Below are 20106 nucleotides of genomic sequence, written 5' to 3' on the forward strand. Positions count from 1 at the left end.
ACTGGTGTGCTTTTATGAAATATTCCCCGTGTAATTGTGTCAGTTGTTTTTTACCTGATTTCTTACTTTTGAATATAGAAGTTTAGATTTGCGCTGTGATACATGCAGTGTTTGTTGAATCCTTTCCATATATTCTTCCCGATATTCTTTTTCTTCAAACACCTGGCTAAGATAATTCATCCTTGCCTGCGCATACATTTCTCTTGCGATTCTTTCTGCAATCTCAATCCTCTGCTGTTCCATTTCCTCATAGATATCCTGGAAAATTTCGTACTTCCTCTTTCCATGGAAATCATCAAAAGACATCCGATCACAAAATCTCTGTTTTACTAGTTGTATACTGTCTGGATGTATCAGCGGATCTTTCCCAGAAAAGAACTCTTTCATACTGCTGAAGCGGTAATCTCCTGCATGCACCACCATTCCGGCTTTTACCGGATTCATATGAATATAGCGAAGACAATTCCAGAAATAAGATTCTGTCTCAATACATTCACTTGTAAAACGATTCTGAAACACATGCCCATTACGGTTATGTTTATAATTATAATAAAATGCGTATTCTGCCAGGATCCTGGCCATGAACAAAGATAAAACCTGAAGCTCTGCCCCAATCATAATATGCACATGATTCGACATGATACAGTAGGCATAGATTTTTACTGCATATTTGCTCTGATATTTTCTGATAATTTTCTGGAAATATTTCTTTTCTCTTGTCTGATTAAAATTATTTTCCCGGGCTATTCCTTTTCCAACAACGTGGTATATGCCGGTACTACTCTCCTGTCTTTTTCTCTGTGGCAAAATATCTCTCCTCTCACTTGCCACAGGGACATTTCACACAATTACACACCAGTTAGTTTAATTCCGGACGTAATACTTTTGCAAAGTATTACGTCCGGAATTACGGAACTACATATTACAATCCCATCTCGTCTCTTACTTCCATGAAGCATTTCACGATGAAATCGATGTCTTCTTTCGTGTGGCTTGCACACACCTGGGTACGGATTCTTGCCTTGCCCTTCGGTACAACCGGGTAGGAGAAGGCAACTACATATACGCCCTTGTCCACCATACGTTTTGCGAATTCTGCTGCTGTCTTCTCATCGTACAGCATAACCGGTACGCAGGGATGTGTGCCAGGGATCACGTCAAAGCCGTTGTCCACAAGAAGTTTTCTGTAGTAAGCTGTCACTTCTTCCAGATGATCCCGAAGTTCTGTGCTCTCATCCAGCATCTTGAACATCTCAATACTGGCGCCTGCAATAGCGGGAGCAAGGGAGTTGGAGAACAGGTACGGACGGCTTCTCTGGCGGAGAAGGTCAATGATCTCTTTGCGGCCGGATGTGTATCCGCCTGACGCACCACCGAGTGCTTTTCCAAGAGTACCTGTGATAATGTCCACACGGCCCTGCACGCCACAGTACTCGGGAGTTCCCCGGCCTGTCTTTCCGACAAATCCGACTGCATGACTGTCATCCACCATAACCAGTGCATTGTACTGGTCTGCCAGATCGCAGATACCTTTCAGGTTACAGATAATTCCATCCATGGAGAACACGCCGTCTGTAGCGATCAGTTTGATCCTGGCTCCCGCCTCGTCTGCCTCTTTCAGCTTAGCCTCCAGGTCTTCCATGTCGTTGTTTTTATAGCGGTATCTCTTTGCCTTGCACAGGCGCACGCCGTCAATGATGGAAGCATGGTTCAGCTCATCGCTGATCACTGCGTCGTCAGCTGTCAGAAGTGTCTCGAAAAGTCCGCCGTTGGCGTCAAAGCAGGAGGAATACAAGATGGTGTCATCTGTTCCAAGGAAATCGGAGATAGTCTTCTCCAGCTTCTTGTGGATATCCTGTGTTCCACAGATGAATCGCACGGATGCCACGCCAAATCCTTTTTCGTCATATGTTTTCTTGGCAGCCTCGATCAGCCTCGGGCTGTCTCCCAATCCCAGGTAGTTATTTGCACACATGCAGAGAAGTTCTCTTCCATCTTCCATGGTCACTCTCGCTCCCTGAGGAGAAACGAAAGGCGCCTCGCCTTTAAACAATCCTGCTTCCTTGATCCCCTCCACTTCTTTTGCATAAATGCTTAAAATATCGTCTTTACGTGCCATTTTCTTTTTTCGCTCCTTTACCTTATTGTTAATGTACTTTCCTAATTATAATGCAATCACATTCAGATGTCAGATCAGTCATTTACATGGGCCCAGTCCAGGATCACCTTGCCGGACTCTCCGGAAATCATTGCCTCAAATCCCTTGCGGTAATCTTTGATGTCGAAATGGTGAGTAATAATGCCGCTGATATCCAGACCAGCCTGAAGCATAGTGGACATCTTATACCATGTATCCCATACCTTTCTTCCATAAATACCGCGCAGATTCAGTCCGTTAAAGATCACCGTCTCCAGATCCACCTTAGCATCTGTCCTCTGCAGGCCGAGAAGTGCGATCTTACCGCCGTGCTTCATATTATGGATCATATCGTGGAGCGCTGCCTGGGAACCGGACATCTCAAGACCAACGTCAAAGCCCTCTGTCATTCCGATTTCTTTCATAACATCCGGAAGCTTTTCTTTGCCCAGATTAACTACTCTGGTAGCACCCAGCTTCTTTGCCAGGTCGAGACGGTACTCGTTGAAATCTGTCACCACCACGTGTCTTGCACCCGCAAATTTTACGATAGCTGCTGCCATGATGCCGATAGGACCTGCGCCTGCCACAAGCACATCCTCGCCCAATACATCATAAGAAAGAGCTGTGTGAGTTGCATTTCCAAAAGGATCAAAAATCGCGTACATCTCTTCCGGTATATTAGGATTGCAGGGCCATACGTTAGAAGCCGGGATGACCAGATACTCCGCAAACGCTCCGTTGCGATTTACACCCACGCCCTTGGCATCCTTGCAGTTTTCCTTATGTCCTTCCAGACAGTTGCGGCATTTGCCACATGTAATATGTCCTTCCCCGGATACCAGGTCACCGATGTTAAATCCGCGAACGCCTTCTCCTGTCTCCACGACTTCCCCAACATACTCGTGGCCGGCCGTAAGGCCAATAGGAATCGTATGCTGTGCCCAGTCATTCCACTGCCAGATATGTACGTCTGTCCCGCAGATTGCTGTCTTGTGGATCTTAATCTTCACATCATTCGGTCCTACCTCCGGTATGGGGACTCGCTTCATCCAGAGTCCCTCTTCCGGCTTCTCTTTAACAAGCGCCCACATCATTCCATCATTCATTTGTTCTCCCATGATATACATACCTCCATTTTTCCTTGTGTCTGTCTTTTCCGGCAGATATTTAGTCTGGATTTATTATAACACCAGACTTCTTTTACTACAATTCATTATTGATATTTTTTTATGCAAAATGTCGCTTACATTTGTTATTTTTATAACAGTTTTTGTGAAAAATATCGTATTTTTTGAATTTTTCTATGGCATTATTCTATGATTTGTGCAATAATAGAATCTATCAGGTAACGGAAAACCTAACTGAAATAATGAGAGAAAGAGAGGAGAAGCAGATCCAAACATATCTGCGAAAAAAAGTATGAAAAATCTAATCAAAAAATGGAACAGCATCAGTCTTGTAACGCGTATCATCTGCGGATTGATCATCGGTATCATCCTGGGGCTTGCTGTTCCGCAGGCAACCGGCATTTCCATTCTCGGAGATCTGTTCGTTGGGGCGCTCCGCGGCGTTGCACCCGTCCTGGTATTCTTCCTGGTCATGAGTGCACTGTGCCACATGGGCGAAGGACAGAAGACCAATATGAAGGCCATCGTGATCCTCTACTGCCTGGGCAACCTTCTGGCCGCTCTGGTAGCTGTGATCGCACACTATATCTTCCCGGTCACCGTAACCTTCTCCGAGAGCACTGCCACAAGTGATGTGACTCCCCCGAGCGGCGTTGTAGAAGTGCTGACCAACCTTCTGATGAACCTGGTGGACAATCCGGTGAATGCCATCGTGAACGCCAACTACATCGGCATCCTGGCATGGGCCATCATCTTCGGCGTAGCCCTCAAGAAGGCCGGCCCCGGCACGAAGAAAGCCCTGGAGGATATCTCCGACGCCGTTTCCGTTGCCGTGCAGTGGGTTATCAGCTGTGCTCCCTTCGGTATCATGGGCCTGATCTTCGGCACCATCTCCGAGCAGGGACTTAGTGCACTTGTAGAGTACGGAAAGCTGATCGCTGTCCTGGTTGGCAGTATGGCGGTTGTCGCTTTTGTTATCAACCCGCTTGTTACATTTGTATGTGTGCGCAAAAATCCGTATCCGCTCGTGTTCACCTGCTTAAAAGAGAGCTTTATCACGGCGTTCTTCACAAGAAGCTCTGCCGCCAATATCCCGGTCAACATGGAGCTCTGTAAGAAGCTGAACCTGGATGAGGATACATATTCCATCTCCATCCCGCTGGGATCCACAGTCAACATGGCCGGAGCCGCTATCACGATCTCCACCATGGCGCTGGCAGCAGCGACAACACTGGATATCCAGGTATCCTTCGGATCCGCTCTGATCATGTGCGTACTGGCGGCAGCAAGTGCAGCCGGAGCATCCGGCGTGGCCGGCGGTTCCCTTCTGCTGATCCCGCTCGCCTGCAGCCTCTTCGGCATCCCGAACGACATCGCTATGCAGGTTGTCGGCGTAGGCTTCATCATCGGCGTAATCCAGGATTCCTGCGAGACAGGTATCAACTCTTCCACAGATGTTCTCTACACAGCCTGTGCGGAGTTCCGTGACAGACGTCTTCACCCCGAGAATTACGTTGGGAAGCAGGAAGCTCGCTTCACAGTTCCTAAGAACAAATAAGATAATACAGACAAGTAAATATACGGCAAGTAAAATAGAATGCCGCCCGATCATCAGATTAGAGGATCGGGCGGCATTCTCGCTCCGTTTATGAAAAATCAGGAGAGTATCGCTTTGTTTTGTGGATATTCTCCTGGTTCAGAAAAGATACGAAAGGGGTTCTTCCTGCCAGCAGCCGGACAGGACCATCATCAGGGACCAAGCTTTCCAAATTGAATGGAAAAACCAGTTGATAAGAAAAGGAGCATTGCTCCATAGATGAATGACTCATCTATTTTGCAACACTCCTTTTCTTATCAACTTTTTTTGCTTTCTGCTGCTGTCTTACCATTCAAACTTCTTTTCGAAATATTTCTCCAGATCCTCGATCTTTACTCTCTCCTGCTCCATGGTGTCTCTGTCACGGACAGTCACTGCACCGTCTTCTTCTGACTCGAAATCGTAGGTCACGCAGAAAGGTGTGCCGATCTCATCCTGACGGCGGTAACGCTTTCCGATATTTCCTCTCTCATCAAATTCGCAGTTATATTTTTTGCAGAGCTGTGTATAAATCTTTGTGGCGCCCTCGCTCAGTTTTTTAGAGAGCGGAAGCACGCCGATCTTCACAGGAGCAATGGCCGGATGGAAATGAAGGACCGTACGCACATCTCCGCCTTCCAGCTCCTCCTCATCGTAAGCGCTGCAAAGGAACGCCAGAACCATACGGTCAGCCCCCAGTGAAGGCTCAATAACATAGGGGATATATTTTTCCTTTTTCTCATCGTCAAAATAGGTCAGATCCTGCTTGGACACTTCCTGGTGCTGGCTTAAGTCATAGTCTGTCCTGTCAGCAATACCCCACAGCTCGCCCCAGCCGAATGGGAAGAGGAATTCCACATCTGTGGTAGCACGGCTGTAGAAGCAGAGCTCTTCCGGAGAATGATCTCTTGCGCGCATCTCTTCTTCTTTGATTCCCAGTGTCTTCAGCCAGTCAAGGCAGTACTTCTTCCAGTATGCATGCCACTCAAGATCCGTTCCCGGCTCGCAGAAGAATTCCAGCTCCATCTGCTCAAACTCTCTGGTACGGAAAATAAAGTTACCCGGTGTGATCTCATTTCTGAAAGATTTTCCGATCTGGCAGATACCGAACGGAATTTTCTTTCTGGATGTACGCTGCACGTTTTTGAAGTTCACAAAGATGCCCTGGGCTGTCTCCGGGCGCAGATAAACAGTATTCTTTGCATCTTCCGTTACGCCCTGGAATGTCTTGAACATAAGGTTGAATTCCCGGATCTCTGTGAAATTGTGTTTACCGCACGTAGGACAGGGGATGTTATGTTCCTCAATAAAGGCTTCCATCTGCTCATGGCTCCAGCCGTCAATGGTGGGCCCGATGTCAATGCCGTTCTCCTGGGCATAATCCTCGATCATTTTGTCCGCACGGAATCTTTCATGGCACTCCTTACAATCCATCAGAGGGTCGCTGAAACCGCCCAGATGCCCGGATGCCACCCATGTCTGCGGATTCATCAGGATGGCACAGTCCACACCTACATTGTATGGATTTTCCTGGACAAATTTCTGCCACCAGGCTTTTTTTACATTGTTCTTCAGTTCCACGCCAAGATTTCCATAGTCCCATGTATTCGCAAGACCACCGTAAATCTCAGACCCCGGATAGACAAAACCTCTGGATTTTGCAAGGGCCACGATTTTGTCCATTGTCTTCTCAACCATTTCTCTTTCTCTCCTTTATAAATATTGGATAATGTCAATATTATACCGTTAAGCACTGCAGTTTTCAAGCCCTGATCATCTGCTCCAGAATATCCAGAGACTTAAAATGCCGGTCCACGTAGATCTCCATGTACCTTTTCATGATCATCTCCAGCTCGCCCAGCACTTTCTCAGAAACGGTAAAGGTATACAGCTTTTCAATGCTGGATGTTTCAATGTACTGCATCGTATAGAGCGTGGAGGGATCCAGCGGCAGGCAGTCTGCCCCCTGGGGCCGGCACCCGTCGCAGACAAGTCCTCCCTTGAGAGGGCTGAAAAAACTTCCTGTCGTCTCCCGGCGGCAGATCACACAGTGGAACACATCCGGCCCCTCACCATTTATAGTAATAGCTTTCAGTTCGTATATGTAGCGGATCAGTTTATCCGGAATAGACTTTTTCACAAGAGCTCGCAGCGTCTGATAGAGAAGCTTCAGAAGCTCTGTCTCATCATTTGCCTCCCGGGCATAATAATTGGCAATATCCATAAAATAAAATCCGTAGAAAGCACCCTCCACGTCCATCCTCAGCTCTGCAAAATAATTTGATATAGAAGCCGATATCAGCGTGTAGGAAGTGCGCCCCTCATACAGGGAAAAACTGCCAAAAGAGAAGGGCTCTGTCGCCCCGGCCAGGGGGCTGTTGGGTCTGCGCGCCCCCCTGGCGAATGCGGCGACTTTGCCCCGCTCTTTTGTAAGCAGCACAACTCGCTTGTCATATTCACCGATAGGAGTGGTCAAAAGGACCATTCCTGTCAACATTATCTGCTCCACTGTCTTCCTCTCCTGTCCCGTCTCCCGGCTCTTCATATTTCCGCATGATAGCCATGCACATCTCTATTCCTTTGTACTCGAGATAGTCTGAAATAGCTCCCGAATGCATAAACTTGTCCCAGTGTTCTTCCATCTTTTCACCTCATCCTATTGTTGGTTCCAATATTCATGAGGTTAGCATCTCCTGTGGACGGTTCTTTTTATTCATCTTCCCGATATCCAAAATTTTTCATCAGGTATTCACTGTCTCTCCAGTCCTTTTTCACTTTGACCCAAAGCTTCAGATTTACCTGGCATCCCAGCATTTTTTCAATCTCGTACCGGGCTGTACTGCCGATTTTTTTCAACATATTTCCTTGTTTCCCAATAATGATTCCCTTGTGGCTGTCCCGCTCGCAGATAATCGTCGCATCAATGTGCATGACTTTTTTATTGCGCTTCATGCTCTCGATCGTCACAGCGATGCCGTGGGGGATCTCTTCATTCAGACAGTGCAGGGCTTTCTCACGGATCAGTTCCGCCACGATCTGACGTTCCGGCTGGTCTGTGATGGTGTCCTCATCATAAAACTGCGGTCCGTAAGGCAGATATTTCATGATCACCTTCAGGAGCTCATCTGTATTCTCCCCGCTCCTGGCAGACACAGGCACGATCTCTGCAAAATCGTAGAGATCCTTATAAGCAGCAATGGCCGGGAGCACTTCCTCCTTCTTCACCATGTCCACCTTATTGATCACAAGGATCACCGGCGTCTTCACTTTCTGGAGCTGATCGGCAATATGCCTCTCACCCGCCCCGATAAAGGTGGTTGGCTCTACAAGCCAGAGCACCACATCTACCTCATTGAGGGTCCGCTCGGCAATATTGACCATATATTCGCCCAGCTTGTTTTTCGCTTTATGTATGCCCGGAGTGTCCACAAAAATGATCTGTCCCTCTTCTGTGGTCAGCACAGTCTGGATCCTGTTCCTTGTGGTCTGGGGTTTGTTGGATGTTATAGCGATCTTCTGGCCGATCAGATAGTTCATAAGCGTTGATTTTCCAACGTTTGGGCGGCCTATGAGGGTCGCAAAACCTGATTTAAAATTATCTGTCATATTTACTCCTTTTTATTATATTTCACAGGGGTTGGTACACAATTACACACCAGTTAGTATAAATCCGGACGTAACACTTTTAAAAAGTGTTACGTCCCCTGTTAAAAGTTTGTCACATTATCAAACATATCCCGGTTTTCCTCGATCTTCTCCTCGCTTCCGATGACGCAGATCTGGTCCGCCGCCAGCATAGCCTCCACAACGCCTGCCAGAGCCCGGATATCTTCCTGGGTAGCATCCAGCACCTGGGCGCGCTCCCTGCGGATCATCTCCGCGCTGACATGGTTCATGTAAAGATTCATGGAGCGGTCTCCCTTAGACGCAGGAGTCATGGGCTGATCCAGATTGCTGATGGTGCCGATGATATATTTGTTCATATCCCGGTCGCTGACCGTAAAGTTCTTCAGGTAGTCCACAACACCCTCGTACACGTCCATGGTGCGCTTTAAATGAGGATCACGGTAGGAGACAAGATATCCCTCACCGATCCGGTTAAAGCTGCTCATGCAGCCGTAGGCTCCGCCCTTGACGCGGATATTCTGCCACAGGTAATCGTAGCTCAGGATCACTTTCAGGATCTGCAGCGCACCTGTGTAGGATGCCCCATGATCGATGAAATTACCGGTGCGGGCCACGTACTGAACCTTGGAAGCTGTCTTGAAGCCCTCGTTCTTCTTCTGGCAGTGGATCACGCAGGGTGTCCCCGGATCTCCGTCTGCAAAGAGGCCTTCCTTTATCTCTTTTACCAGCTCCTCCAGGCCATCCAGGCCGTCCCGGGAAGCAGTAAAACTGACCATCATATGGTCCCCCCGGAAAATCTGCCGGCTCAGTGTTTCAAGCACCTGTGTCAGCTCATCTTTTCTCTCCTCAAAGTGTTCTGACAGGTCTGCCACAAACTGGTAAAAGTCTATACCGTTGGTCATGTCCTTGAATTTCGCTGAGGGCGAGGCGTAAGACAGGGCCCGCAGGGCAGCAGTGGTGTGTCCCGAGGACTGGAACCGCATGAGAAGCCGGGATTTCAACATATCCAGGATCTCCTTGATCCTCTTTGTATCCTCCAGTTTTGACCCGGTCAGGATCTCACGCATCATCCGGAAGGCAAAAGGCATCTGACCGTACATGGCCTTTGCCTTTATCTCAAAGGTAGCACGGAAAGCTTTCTCCTCCACCTTAGTCACATCGTTGTAAAGTTCCAGGGATGTACCGATGCCGCCAGTGTGGCTGTTGATCTCATTGAACAGTTCCCCGTACTCATAATTTTCTGTATCGATAATGCCCAGCACAGACTGAAGAATGCCCACATACCCCAGCATCTCCTCCGGCACATCCGAAAGATCAAACATGAGATCCACATAGCCGATCCCGTTGGTCCAGGTCTCGTGGAACACAGCAGGCACACCGGCAAGTGTCATCTCCTCGTTGATGATAGGCGCGATCTCCCGGGAAATATCCGTCCTCTGCAGCACGGGGATCTTCTCAATATCCTCCGGCCTGTCGGGCTGGGACTGGTAGTCCTCCAGCTCTTTGGTCTGCTCCACCAAGCGCTCTTTCCGGGCATCGCTGAGGCTGTCCTTGAGGGCCTCCAGCTTCTCCTCCAGCTCCCTGTCCATCCTGGCCGTGCGGCCCCGCTCCGGCTTCACCACGACAATGGCACCGTGAGTGTTGTCCAGCAGGTATTTCCGGATCAGCTCCTCATAGTATCCTGTTCCCACCTGACTTTTCAGGTACGCAAATGTATCCAGGGCATCAATGTGCATAAATGGCTCGTTTTCATCGTAGAGCCAGCTGTCCATCATCTGCAGCCCATACATAAGTCCCTTGGGATAGCTACCGAAGTCCGCCTCCCTGTATCGGAACTCATGATAGTTGATCCCCGCCTCCAGGGCTTTCTTGTCTATACCTTTGTCCGCCGCATCTGTCAGCACCTCTTCGATGATGCGGATAAATTCCTCTTTCTGCTCCACGTTGGCATTTTTGGCAACAACAGAGAAGATGGGCTGGTAAATGCCGTTGTCGTAGGATCCTATAATATCCTTCCCGATGCCTGCATCTGTCAGGGCTTTCTTCAGGGGTGCGCCCGGCGCGGACAGAAGCGCGTAGTCCAGGATCTGGAATGCCAGATACAGCTCTTTGTCCAGGCTGGTGCCGATCACTTTATTGTAAGAGAGGTAGGTGTTGTCCTCCTCCGGCTCATCGCTTGCGATGGAGTAGGGGATCTCCTTTTCCACCATCCTGTCAAAAGGCTTCTGCAGACGGATGGCTGAGTCCACCGGCTCATTCTCATAGGCGCTCAGATATTCCTCATCCAGCCAGTTCAGTTTCTCCTCCATGTCCATGTCTCCATAGAGGTAAATGTAGCTGTTGGACGGATGATAGTATCTCCGGTGGAAGTCAAGGAACTGCTCGTAGGTCAGCTCCGGGATCACCTCCGGATCACCTCCGGACTCATTTGCGTAAGACGTATCCGGGAAGAGGGTGTTCAGCACCACTCTGTCCAGCACGCCCTCCGGAGAGGAAAACGCACCTTTCATCTCATTGTACACGACCCCGTTGTAGGTCAGTTTCCCGTCCTTCTCCTCCAAACGGTAACTCCACCCCTCCTGGCGGAAGATCTCATCGTGCTCGTAAATATTGGGATACAGCACAGCGTCCATGTACACATGCATCAGGTTCTGGAAATCCCGGTCATTGCAGCTGGCCACAGGATAGACCGTCTTGTCCGGGTAGGTCATAGCATTTAAGAAGGTATTCAGGGAACCCTTCACCAGCTCCACAAAAGGATCTTTGGCCGGAAAATGCTTTGATCCGCACAAAACCGAATGTTCCATAATATGGGGCACACCTGTGCTGTCTGCGGGCGGCGTACGAAAAGCGATGCTGAACACTTTATTGTCGTCATCATTTTCAATGAGGACCACTCTGGCACCGCTCTTCCTGTGTTTCAAAAGGTAACCTGTCGATTTGATCCCGCCCAGTTCCTCCCGGCGGATCAGTTCATAGGCTTTGCAGTTATTGATCTCCATACTATCTATCCTCATTTCTTTTTTATTCTCTTTATATCTGAACATATATTATAGCAGTTTTCCCGTAAATAAGAAAGCTAATCAGCTCTTTTTCCGGGTCTGACCTAATGAAAAAAAATGCAGGATATGTTATCATCAATACAGATCGTAAAAAAGACCGGAGGATATACAAATGACCATATTCAGACATTCCACCCCAGAAGACATAGAAAAGATCACCGAGATTGCAGGTTGCGCTTCAGACTTTTTAAGAGCCCAGGGAATCGACCAGTGGCAGAAGGGCTACCCGGACAGGCAGATCTTCCTGTCTGACACAGGCACAGGCCTGGGCTATGTGCTGGAGGAAGACGGACAGATCGCCGCTGTGTGCGCGATCACATTCACAGAAGATCCCTCCTACCGGGAGATATTTGACGGGCAGTGGCTGACAGAGCGGGAAGGAGAAAAAGCTCCCGCCTATGCCGCCATCCACCGCATGGCTGTAAATGCCGCTCTGCGCGGAAAAGGGTATGCGGGACAGCTCTTTGAAAATGCCGCCTCCCTTGCCAGGGAGAAAGGAATGAAGAGTATCCGGATCGACACCCACGAGGGCAACCTGCCCATGCAGAGCGCCCTGAAAAAGGCCGGTTTCATCCGCTGCGGCAGGATCTTTCTGCAGGGTGGAGCCGAGAATGGGGATCCAAGGATCGCCTTTGAAAAGCTCCTGTAAAAAAGTTACACAAAGCCAAAAACCCGGCAGGACGTTCCTTGTCCCGCCGGGTTTTCTTTTCTTTTATATATCAGCTACTTTACTGCCAGGATCTTGAAATCATCCGCCTCTTTGCCGATCTGGCAGAGCAGGCGCCTCATGTTGCTCTCCTTCAGATTCCCGTCCAGAGTCATGGTGATCTTCTGTACTCCACCCTCTGTAGACAGATTCATGCTGTCTATGGCAATCTTGTTCAGCTTTGTCATATTGATGAACAGATTGAGATCGCTGGTCGCCGCCGGGCAGGTAAAAGAGATCTCCACCCGCGTGTGGGCGGCATTTTCATCCACGCCTGCCGCAGCCGCAGCGCCATCCACCACTGCGTCCTGCATGGCTGTCAGCTTGCCGTACTGGTATCTTCTGCTGACGCTCATAAGATGGCGCAGGAATGTAACATACTCATCGTAAACTTCCTTGTCCACATCCCCGGCTCTCTTCTCGATAATGGAAAGCTCTCTCTCCAGGACAAACACATCTCCGCCTGTCTGGGCCTTCACCTCGGCCACTTTTTTTGCACATTCCATTCTCTTCAAAAACAAAGGTTTCATCTGTGTATCCACAGCGTCAATATCTGCACGTGCTTCCTCAAGTGTCATAGTCTGTCTCCTTTCCTTTTCCCGTCCGGTTATATTTTATACTACAGAAGCGCTCCCTGCTTCTCCAGCTCCGCGCGCACCGCCTCTGCCGGAGCCTCACCGTGAAGCGCCTGGCAGGCTGCCGCCACGCCTGCTGCATGCCCGGTAGCAAAGCATGTTCCCATGACCCGGACCGCCGCGTGGGCTGTCTGCTCGGAGGACACCATTCTTCCGGCACCGTAGAGATTGTCCAGGCTCTCGCACTGGAGAGCGCCCAGTGGCACGTCAAACCAGCTTCCCTCAGACACCTCGATGTAGGTTCCCATCTTGTTGGCATCCATGTGGATCTCCGGCTTCCATCCGGCCCTGGCCACACCATCGGGCCGCTTTCTCCTTCCCAGCACATCCTCTGCCGTGATGATCTCCTTGCCCTTCATCCGCCTCGTCTCCCGGAAGCCGATGGCCGGGCCGATGACTGTCAGCTCACAGTCCTCCATGCCGTGGAGATACTTTTTAAAGGCCTCCACGTAGTAGAGCACCTGTCTCCTCGTATCCAGCTCCATTTTCGTGAGCTCCTCGCAGTCCAGGCCTGCGGGGATGGTGCTGGGAAGCAGAACTGCCACCTGATCCGAGCCCTCCCTTTTCAGGATGAAGCCCTTCTCCTTTGTCAGGTGGGGAATACCATCCTCCTTTGCCCGTATGACTGCCTTCTCCACCGCCTGAGGCGTCAGGTCACAGGAGGTGTCCACGCCGCTTAAGCGGAAGGGAAGCGTGGCCGCCTGCACATTCCCGTTTTCATCTCCCCAGAGCGTCGGAGCGCCCGCCAGGTGGACCACATTGGCGTCTCCGGTTGTGTCCACAAACGCCTTTGCCTCCACCAGGAAGCACCCCTCATCGTCCACGCATTCAAGGGCTGTCACTGCCCGCTCCTCCGTGCAAACGCCTGTGATCCTTGTGTGGAAAAAGCAGGTGACGCCGGTCTTTTCCAGCACATTGTCCATGGCGCACTTCAGATACTCCGGATGAAAATTGACATTTTTATTTCCCGTGGCAGAGACAACATAGTTCCAGGAGCTTTCGCTGAGAGCCTTCATCTCTTTCAGGATCAGCTCTCCCGCTCCTTCCACGACCCGAACCGGGTTTCCGCCGCAGGTGAAAAATCCGCAGAAGGCGGCCACGCCGGAATGGGTAGCCTCGCCTCCAAGGTAAGGATTTCTCTCAATAAGCAGTGTCTTTGCTCCTGCCATGGCAGCTCCGGCGGCGGCAGCAACTCCTGCCGTCCCGCCGCCTGCCACGACTACATCATACTGATATTTTCTTTTCATGTGAATTTCTCCTCTCACACAACAGATATCCTTTTATCTCCTATGCAATGAACAGAGATCCAAGCGGGTATGCGATAAAGCTGAGCACCAGGATACCTGCGATGGCAAACAGTCCGCCCCACACGAACATGGACTTGGTGTCTGTCCACCCTGAACCGATGGCAACCGTGTTCACCGTACTCTGTCCTGCCGGCGTCATGTTGCAGATCGCCGCCGCAAAGCCTACCATACATACAACAGCGCCCACATTCACGGAACCTGCCGGAAGGGCTGTCAGGACAGACAGGGCAACCGCGCTAACAACTGTTGTGGTAACGATATTGGACGAGAAGTTGGTCTCGATAACCGCCCATGTCATGAAGAACAGGATCAGTCCGATCACGGGGAGGTTTGCTGTCAGAGGCTCAAGCGCACCTGTCAGCCAGGAGCTGATGCCTACGTCCTCGTTTGTCAGGCAAGAGCCAAGCTGCGTGGCCGCCGCTGTCATCAGTACGCTTCCCCAGAGAACACCCTTGCTGACTGTCTCTTTAAAGTTCATGATGCTCTCACCGTCCACACGCACAACGAACAGGATGATGCATCCAAGAAGCGGAGGCATGGCTGTTGACCAGCTGTTGACGGTCTCGTAGAACTCCGGAAGCACATTCTGCACAAGGCTGGGAGCCACCCAGAGAAATACGGTGAGGGCCATAACGCCAAGTATCACTTTCTCTTTGAAATCCGCCGCCGGAACAGTTCCGCGAAGACTCATGGCCTTATCCGGCTGGATGTCCTTCATATCGTCCGGACGGTAGATAAATTTAAATATCAGGATCAGGATCACGATCAGGATGATACCTGTGGGAATACCCATAGCCATGTACTGGAACTGGTTTACATCATTTCCCGTAGCCGCTGTGTAGTACCCGATGGCCATTGTGGGCCACACATGGCCGATGGCTGTCATACCGGAGGAAAGGCTGATGCAGAAAGCAGAGCCCATCATGATCATATTTCCGGCCTTGCCGCCCTTCTTAAGTCCCAGTACCTGGTAGATATCCTCCAGGAAGGGCATGAAGGCCACGAACAGTACGGACGGGGAAATAAAAAGTCCCATAAACGTCACAGCCGCAAGCAGGAAACACACAAAATACCAGGGTCCTTTTCTTGCAATCCTGTTTGTGATAAAATAAATGGTACAGCGACGCACAAAGTTGGTCTTGGAAAGCGGATATACCAGCATGAAGGTAAACAGCAGGAAGGCTACCGTTGTATTGCCGAACGCCCCTGCAAATGTACCGGAAAATCCGAATATCGGAATCAGTCCCAGAGCCAGCAGCGTGATCATACTGGGCCAGTCAATGGAAATCCCGATCCACATGATGAGTGAACCGAAAAATACACCCAGCACAGCCCATGCGTCTTCAGAAAGTCCTCCCATGGCCGGCATAAACCGGGAGCCTATGATGACTACAAGGGCAAGTACCAGGAATGCAGTGTCTTTTACGCTTTTCTTGTTTTGCATTGTCATTCTCCTCTCATTCCTATTACTTTATTACTTTGATGTATTAAATTACTGTTATATTATAAACAATCTCGTGCTATTTGTAAAGAATTAATATATTATAATACCAATAGGTTTTTCTTATACCATAATCCATTCATAAAGGAGGTCATTCCCATGCAGATCCAGCAGATGCGCTATGTGCTTGCCGCCGCGGAAAAAAAGAGCTTTTCAGCGGCAGCCAAAGCTTTATTCCTCTCCCAGCCCTCCCTGTCCCAGCAGATCCTCCATTTGGAAAAAGAGCTGGGGGTCTCCCTCTTTGTCCGCCACTCCAAGTCCGTCTCCCTCACCGAGGCAGGGGAGCAGTTCGTCACAGCGGCCCGGCGGATCCTCAATGAAGTGGACCAGCTTGCAGAAAACATGAAAAAGTACAGTATCCTGGAGGCAGGGACGCTGCGCATCGGTCTGCTCTGGATCGCGGGGTATCTCCAGCTTCCCAGAGTGATCACCGACTACCACCAGCTCTTTCCGCTGATCAGCTACCAGCTCCATGTGGAGGGCAGCAACACCCTGATGCGCATGCTGGCCTCCCGGCAGCTCAACGCCGTTTTCGTCATCGCATCCGACGACCTTTCGGACAGCGAGGACTTCTACTGCCACAAGATCATGGAAGACCATTATGTGGCCGTTATGTCACAGGCCAATCCGCTTTCCGGAAAAGACACCCTCTGCATCCGGGATCTGGACGGGGCAGACATTCTGATGCCTGCAAAGGAATCCGCCTTTCGCAAGGATATTGAGCAGGTCTTTGCCCGTTTCCAGGCAGTCCCCAATGTTCTCTGCGAGACCAGCCAGTCTGACATTGTCATGCAGCTCGCTGCCCAGAATCTTGCCGTGGGCTTTGCCTCACGCTCCATTGCGGAAAAGCTCCTCGTGCCGGGATGCCGCATCGTTCCTCTGGAAGTCAGCCTGTCCCGCACCATCTACTACGTAACCTTAAAAGAGCTTCTTGATACCCCCGCCGTCCGGTCTTTCACTGATTTTGTAAAGTCCTATCCATTTTAAAAAGCGGGGCTGCGCCGTCAAGGCACAGCCCCGCTTTTCTTTTATCAGCAGAAGCCTATCCTTCCTCTTTTCCGTAAATATGTCTCAGCACAAGCAGCACTCCCAGCGTAAGTACGATACCTGCCGGAAGAGCGATCCAGGCTGTCTGCACAAACCCGGCAATGATGTAGGTCACAAACGAGATGGCCGCCACTGTGATCGCGTAGGGAAGCTGCGTCGTGACATGGTTCACATGGTTGCACTGGGCTCCCGCTGACGACATGATCGTGGTGTCCGAGATGGGCGAGCAGTGGTCGCCGCACACAGCACCTGCCATGCAGGCGGAGATGGAGATGATCATCATGGTCTCGTTCTGTCCCTGGAAGACAGCCACAACAATGGGGATCAGGATACCGAATGTTCCCCAGGATGTTCCTGTGGCAAAGGCGAGTCCGCATCCTACCAGGAATACGATGGCGGGCAGGAAATTCATCAGCCCGTCCGCACTGGACCTCACAAGCTCGGACACAAATACGTCCGCTCCCAGACTGTCTGTCATCGCCTTCAGCGACCACGCAAAGGTCAGGATCAGTATGGCCGGAACCATGGCCTTAAATCCGTCAGGCACACAGGACATGCACTCTCCAAACCGTATCACCCTGCGCACCATGTAAAAAACGATCGTGATCACGTAGGCAAAAAAGCTTCCCAGCACAAGACCCACAGAGGCATCGCTCTGAGAGAAGGAGGTGACAAAGTCCGTTCCAGAGAAGAAGCCTCCTGTGTATATCATTCCTATAACACAGCAGATGATCAGCACAACGATCGGAAATACAAGGTCGATGACCCTTCCCTTGCCCTCCACGATTTCCTTTTCCGCATCTGCGTAGGGCCGGTCCGGCGTAGTATAGATATCTCCCTTGATCGCGTTATCCTCATGAAGCCTCATGGAACCGTAGTCCACCTTAAGAACAGCCAGACCGATCATCATGACAATAGTGAGCAGTGCGTAGAAGTTGTATGGGATAGCCCGGATAAAAATGGAAAATCCATCCTCTCCCTCCACAAATCCCGTCACAGCTGCAGCCCAGGAAGAAATCGGCGCTATGATGCACACCGGAGCCGCAGTGGCATCTATCAGATAGGCCAGCTTTGCCCTGGATATCTGATGCTTGTCCGTCACCGGCCGCATAACACTTCCTACTGTGAGGCAGTTAAAGTAGTCATCGATAAAAATGAGCACACCGAGGAGGATCGTGGAGAGCTGAGCGCCTGTCCTTGTTTTGATATGGTCCTTGGCCCACTCTCCGAAGGCGGCTGAACCGCCCACCTTGTTCATCATGCACACCATGATACCGAGGATGACAAGGAACACGATGATCCCCACATTGTAGCTGTCCGAGAGCACCGAGATGATGCCTCCCTGGAATACATGTGTGATGGTCCCCTCAAATGTGAATCCCGAATAAAAAATACCGCCGATCAGGATCCCGATAAACAGGGAGCTGTACACTTCCTTTGTGATCAGCGCCAGCACAATGGCCACGAGGGGCGGAAGCAGGGACCACGGCGTGGCAAACATCTGGGGCACATACTCTTCTCCCTCCTCAGCCGCAAAAGCCAGGAGCGGACTGCAGGCCACGAAGAGCATGACCAAGGAGAGCGTCCACAAAATCTTTCTCTTTACATTTCTCATAAGTACCTTCCTCTCTCATACAAAGACTTCTCGAGGGGACCCAAAGGGCTTCCCCGCAAAAACAAAAATACCATGAATAAGCGCTGCGTGCACTCATTCATGGCATGTCAAACCAAGGTCAGATATACTGCCTTCCCGCCGGCAGGACAGTGTATGTTCCTCATCCATTGATACTATGATAGCGCTCCACAGTTGTGACAGTCCGCAGGATCTTCTCCGTACGGCCCAGGGAACCCACTCCGGGCAGCTGTTCCCTTCGGCAGAGTCCCCTTTCCCTGTGCGGCAGTCCTCCCGGGACCATGGCCGCGCGGTACTGATGGACACTGCGCCTCTATCCAGTCTTACTTATCCATATATACATTTCTATCATCTTTGGCCGGGAAAGTCAACCGTTATTTCCACATCCACACTGTAAATCTGACAAAAACCCGTCCTGCATGGATCACCACAGGTGCCTCAGGGCGCATTCCGGGATGGCAGGCACTCGCCAGGATACCGGACAGGCCCGGACTTTGGCTTTCCGCCATCACAAAAGCGGCCAGCAGACGGTTGTCCGCCTGCTGGCCGCAGCTTTATCTCTGTCTGATCTGTTTTACAGAACCATCTTATTCTTCTGTTCCGTACAGAGTAACGAGTTTCTTCAGATACTCGTATCTCTCTTTTGCTTCCTTCTCGTTCTGAGCGAACATTACGGCAGCTTTCTCCGGGTTGGATCTTACAAGTGAATTGTAGCGAACCTCGCCGTTCAGGAACTCCTGGTATCCTTCCATCTTAGGCTCTTTGCTGTCCAGAGTGAACTTGGAACCTTCTGCTGCCGGATTGTAGCGGAAGTTGTTCCAGTATCCGCACTCAACAGCAAGCGCTTCTTCTGTCTGAGCCTTGCTCATACCCTTCTTGATACCGTGGTTGATACACGGAGCGTATGCGATGATCAGTGACGGTCCCGGATATGCCTCAGCCTCTGAGATTGCCTTTACAGTCTGATTGAAATCAGCACCCATAGCGATCTGTGCAACATATACGTATCCGTAGCTCATTGCGATGCTGGCAAGATCTTTCTTCTTTGTCTCTTTTCCGCCTGCTGCGAACTGAGCAACCGCGCCTGTCTTTGTAGCCTTGGAGGACTGTCCGCCTGTGTTGGAGTAAACCTCTGTATCGAATACCATGATGTTGATATCCTTGCCGCTTGCAAGTACATGGTCAACACCGCCGAATCCGATATCGTAAGCCCATCCGTCACCACCGAATACCCACTGGGATTTCTTGGCCAGGAAGTCTTTGTTGTTTACGATGTCCTTGCATACTTCGCAGTCGCATCCTTCCAGAGCTTTTACAAGGTTGTCTGTAGCAGTTCCGTTTGTAGCGCCGCATCCGTATGTGTCAAGCCACTCTTTGCATGCAGCTTTCACTTCCTCGGAAGCTTTGTCGGACTCCATAACAGACTCAACTTTTGTCTTCAGACCTGCTCTGATTGTGTTCTGAGCCAGCAGCATACCATATCCGAACTCTGCGTTGTCCTCGAACAGGGAGTTGTCCCATGCCGGTCCTTTGCCTTCCGGTGTTACCGTGTAAGGTGTGGACGGTGAGGAGTTACCCCAGATAGAGGAGCATCCTGTAGCGTTGGCAATGTACATTCTGTCACCAAAGAGCTGTGTGATCAGTTTTGCGTAAGGTGTCTCGCCACATCCTGCACATGCGCCTGAGAACTCAAGCAGCGGCTGTTTGAACTGAGAACCTTTTACTGTATTTTCTTTGAATTTTGC

16 protein-coding genes and 1 riboswitch are annotated in these 20106 nt (G+C 50.5%); of the genes, 3 read left to right on the plus strand and 13 right to left on the minus strand.

All coding sequences use genetic code 11. From position 1 onward, the window contains the following. Nucleotides 1-39: 39 nt before the first annotated feature. The 3 genes from Q5911_RS00855 to tdh form a co-directional block, all read right to left on the minus strand. Nucleotides 40-807 (minus strand): REP-associated tyrosine transposase, encoded by a 768-nt coding sequence (locus tag Q5911_RS00855; RefSeq protein WP_226394762.1) that lies wholly within the window; start codon nt 805-807, stop codon nt 40-42. Nucleotides 808-922: 115 nt separating this feature from the next. Further along, on the minus strand, nt 923-2119 hold the full coding sequence (locus Q5911_RS00860) for a glycine C-acetyltransferase (protein WP_076778629.1): 1197 nt from the start codon (nt 2117-2119) through the stop codon (nt 923-925). 74 nt (nt 2120-2193) lie between these two features. Continuing rightward, nucleotides 2194-3246: an L-threonine 3-dehydrogenase gene (gene tdh, locus Q5911_RS00865; RefSeq protein WP_303180244.1), complete on the minus strand. Its 1053-nt coding sequence runs from the start codon at nt 3244-3246 to the stop codon at nt 2194-2196. Nucleotides 3247-3559: 313 nt separating this feature from the next. On the opposite strand from tdh, the gene sstT reads away from it, so the two are divergent. Beyond that, on the plus strand, nt 3560-4825 hold the full coding sequence (gene sstT, locus Q5911_RS00870) for a serine/threonine transporter SstT (protein ID WP_303180219.1): 1266 nt from the start codon (nt 3560-3562) through the stop codon (nt 4823-4825). A 324-nt stretch (nt 4826-5149) separates the two neighbouring features. Here the strand turns inward: sstT and Q5911_RS00875 are convergent, their stop codons facing one another. The 5 genes from Q5911_RS00875 to Q5911_RS00895 form a co-directional block, all read right to left on the minus strand. Continuing rightward, nucleotides 5150-6541, minus strand: a complete 1392-nt coding sequence (locus Q5911_RS00875; protein ID WP_076778637.1) for a glycine--tRNA ligase — start codon at nt 6539-6541, stop codon at nt 5150-5152. 64 nt (nt 6542-6605) lie between these two features. Next, a complete protein-coding gene (gene recO, locus Q5911_RS00880) occupies nt 6606-7352 on the minus strand; it encodes a DNA repair protein RecO (RefSeq protein ID WP_226394764.1) in 747 nt (248 codons plus the stop codon). Beyond that, on the minus strand, nt 7300-7485 hold the full coding sequence (locus tag Q5911_RS00885; protein WP_303180221.1) for a hypothetical protein: 186 nt from the start codon (nt 7483-7485) through the stop codon (nt 7300-7302). The genes recO and Q5911_RS00885 overlap by 53 nt, the downstream gene beginning before the upstream one ends. A gap of 67 nt (nt 7486-7552) precedes the next feature. Next, nucleotides 7553-8449, minus strand: coding sequence for a GTPase Era (gene era / locus Q5911_RS00890; RefSeq protein WP_076778639.1), 897 nt, complete (start codon nt 8447-8449; stop codon nt 7553-7555). A 101-nt stretch (nt 8450-8550) separates the two neighbouring features. Next, nucleotides 8551-11472, minus strand: coding sequence for an insulinase family protein (locus tag Q5911_RS00895; RefSeq protein WP_303180224.1), 2922 nt, complete (start codon nt 11470-11472; stop codon nt 8551-8553). 172 nt (nt 11473-11644) lie between these two features. Between Q5911_RS00895 and Q5911_RS00900 the strand changes: the two genes are divergently transcribed. Continuing rightward, nucleotides 11645-12181, plus strand: a complete 537-nt coding sequence (locus Q5911_RS00900; RefSeq protein ID WP_303180225.1) for a GNAT family N-acetyltransferase — start codon at nt 11645-11647, stop codon at nt 12179-12181. Between the two features lie 74 nt (nt 12182-12255). Here the strand turns inward: Q5911_RS00900 and Q5911_RS00905 are convergent, their stop codons facing one another. The 3 genes from Q5911_RS00905 to Q5911_RS00915 are packed head-to-tail and all read right to left on the minus strand — an operon-like array spanning nt 12256 to nt 15624. Beyond that, on the minus strand, nt 12256-12816 hold the full coding sequence (locus tag Q5911_RS00905) for a chorismate mutase (protein WP_303180227.1): 561 nt from the start codon (nt 12814-12816) through the stop codon (nt 12256-12258). A gap of 41 nt (nt 12817-12857) precedes the next feature. After that, nucleotides 12858-14120: an FAD-dependent oxidoreductase gene (locus Q5911_RS00910; protein ID WP_076778647.1), complete on the minus strand. Its 1263-nt coding sequence runs from the start codon at nt 14118-14120 to the stop codon at nt 12858-12860. A gap of 40 nt (nt 14121-14160) precedes the next feature. Beyond that, nucleotides 14161-15624 (minus strand): SLC13 family permease, encoded by a 1464-nt coding sequence (locus tag Q5911_RS00915; protein WP_076778649.1) that lies wholly within the window; start codon nt 15622-15624, stop codon nt 14161-14163. Nucleotides 15625-15780: 156 nt separating this feature from the next. On the opposite strand from Q5911_RS00915, the gene Q5911_RS00920 reads away from it, so the two are divergent. Further along, a complete protein-coding gene (locus Q5911_RS00920) occupies nt 15781-16668 on the plus strand; it encodes a LysR family transcriptional regulator (RefSeq protein ID WP_303180231.1) in 888 nt (295 codons plus the stop codon). 55 nt (nt 16669-16723) lie between these two features. Here the strand turns inward: Q5911_RS00920 and Q5911_RS00925 are convergent, their stop codons facing one another. Then, nucleotides 16724-18298, minus strand: coding sequence for a Na+/H+ antiporter NhaC family protein (locus tag Q5911_RS00925; protein ID WP_442913461.1), 1575 nt, complete (start codon nt 18296-18298; stop codon nt 16724-16726). Nucleotides 18299-18514: 216 nt separating this feature from the next. Continuing rightward, a riboswitch (Lysine riboswitch) is annotated at nt 18515-18685 on the minus strand. A gap of 263 nt (nt 18686-18948) precedes the next feature. Then, nucleotides 18949-20106 (minus strand): thiamine pyrophosphate-dependent enzyme (locus Q5911_RS00930; RefSeq protein ID WP_303180234.1); only part of this gene is annotated, 1158 nt, incomplete at its 5' end.

Origin of the sequence: Lachnoclostridium phocaeense (genome assembly GCF_959599685.1) — a bacterium.
Classification (GTDB): domain Bacteria; phylum Bacillota; class Clostridia; order Lachnospirales; family Lachnospiraceae; genus Claveliimonas; species Claveliimonas monacensis.

Coding starts and splice junctions, on each gene's coding strand:
- Q5911_RS00885 (WP_303180221.1), bottom strand. CDS start 7,485: ATGGAAGAACACTGGGACAAGTTTATGCATTCGGGAGCTATTTCAGAC.
- Q5911_RS00900 (WP_303180225.1), top strand. CDS start 11,645: ATGACCATATTCAGACATTCCACCCCAGAAGACATAGAAAAGATCACC.
- Q5911_RS00915 (WP_076778649.1), bottom strand. CDS start 15,624: ATGCAAAACAAGAAAAGCGTAAAAGACACTGCATTCCTGGTACTTGCC.
- Q5911_RS00905 (WP_303180227.1), bottom strand. CDS start 12,816: ATGACACTTGAGGAAGCACGTGCAGATATTGACGCTGTGGATACACAG.
- Q5911_RS00920 (WP_303180231.1), top strand. CDS start 15,781: ATGCAGATCCAGCAGATGCGCTATGTGCTTGCCGCCGCGGAAAAAAAG.
- Q5911_RS00895 (WP_303180224.1), bottom strand. CDS start 11,472: ATGGAGATCAATAACTGCAAAGCCTATGAACTGATCCGCCGGGAGGAA.
- tdh (WP_303180244.1), bottom strand. CDS start 3,246: ATGAATGATGGAATGATGTGGGCGCTTGTTAAAGAGAAGCCGGAAGAG.
- sstT (WP_303180219.1), top strand. CDS start 3,560: ATGAAAAATCTAATCAAAAAATGGAACAGCATCAGTCTTGTAACGCGT.
- Q5911_RS00910 (WP_076778647.1), bottom strand. CDS start 14,120: ATGAAAAGAAAATATCAGTATGATGTAGTCGTGGCAGGCGGCGGGACG.
- Q5911_RS00925 (WP_442913461.1), bottom strand. CDS start 18,298: ATGCTCTTCGTGGCCTGCAGTCCGCTCCTGGCTTTTGCGGCTGAGGAG.
- Q5911_RS00860 (WP_076778629.1), bottom strand. CDS start 2,119: ATGGCACGTAAAGACGATATTTTAAGCATTTATGCAAAAGAAGTGGAG.
- Q5911_RS00875 (WP_076778637.1), bottom strand. CDS start 6,541: ATGGTTGAGAAGACAATGGACAAAATCGTGGCCCTTGCAAAATCCAGA.
- era (WP_076778639.1), bottom strand. CDS start 8,449: ATGACAGATAATTTTAAATCAGGTTTTGCGACCCTCATAGGCCGCCCA.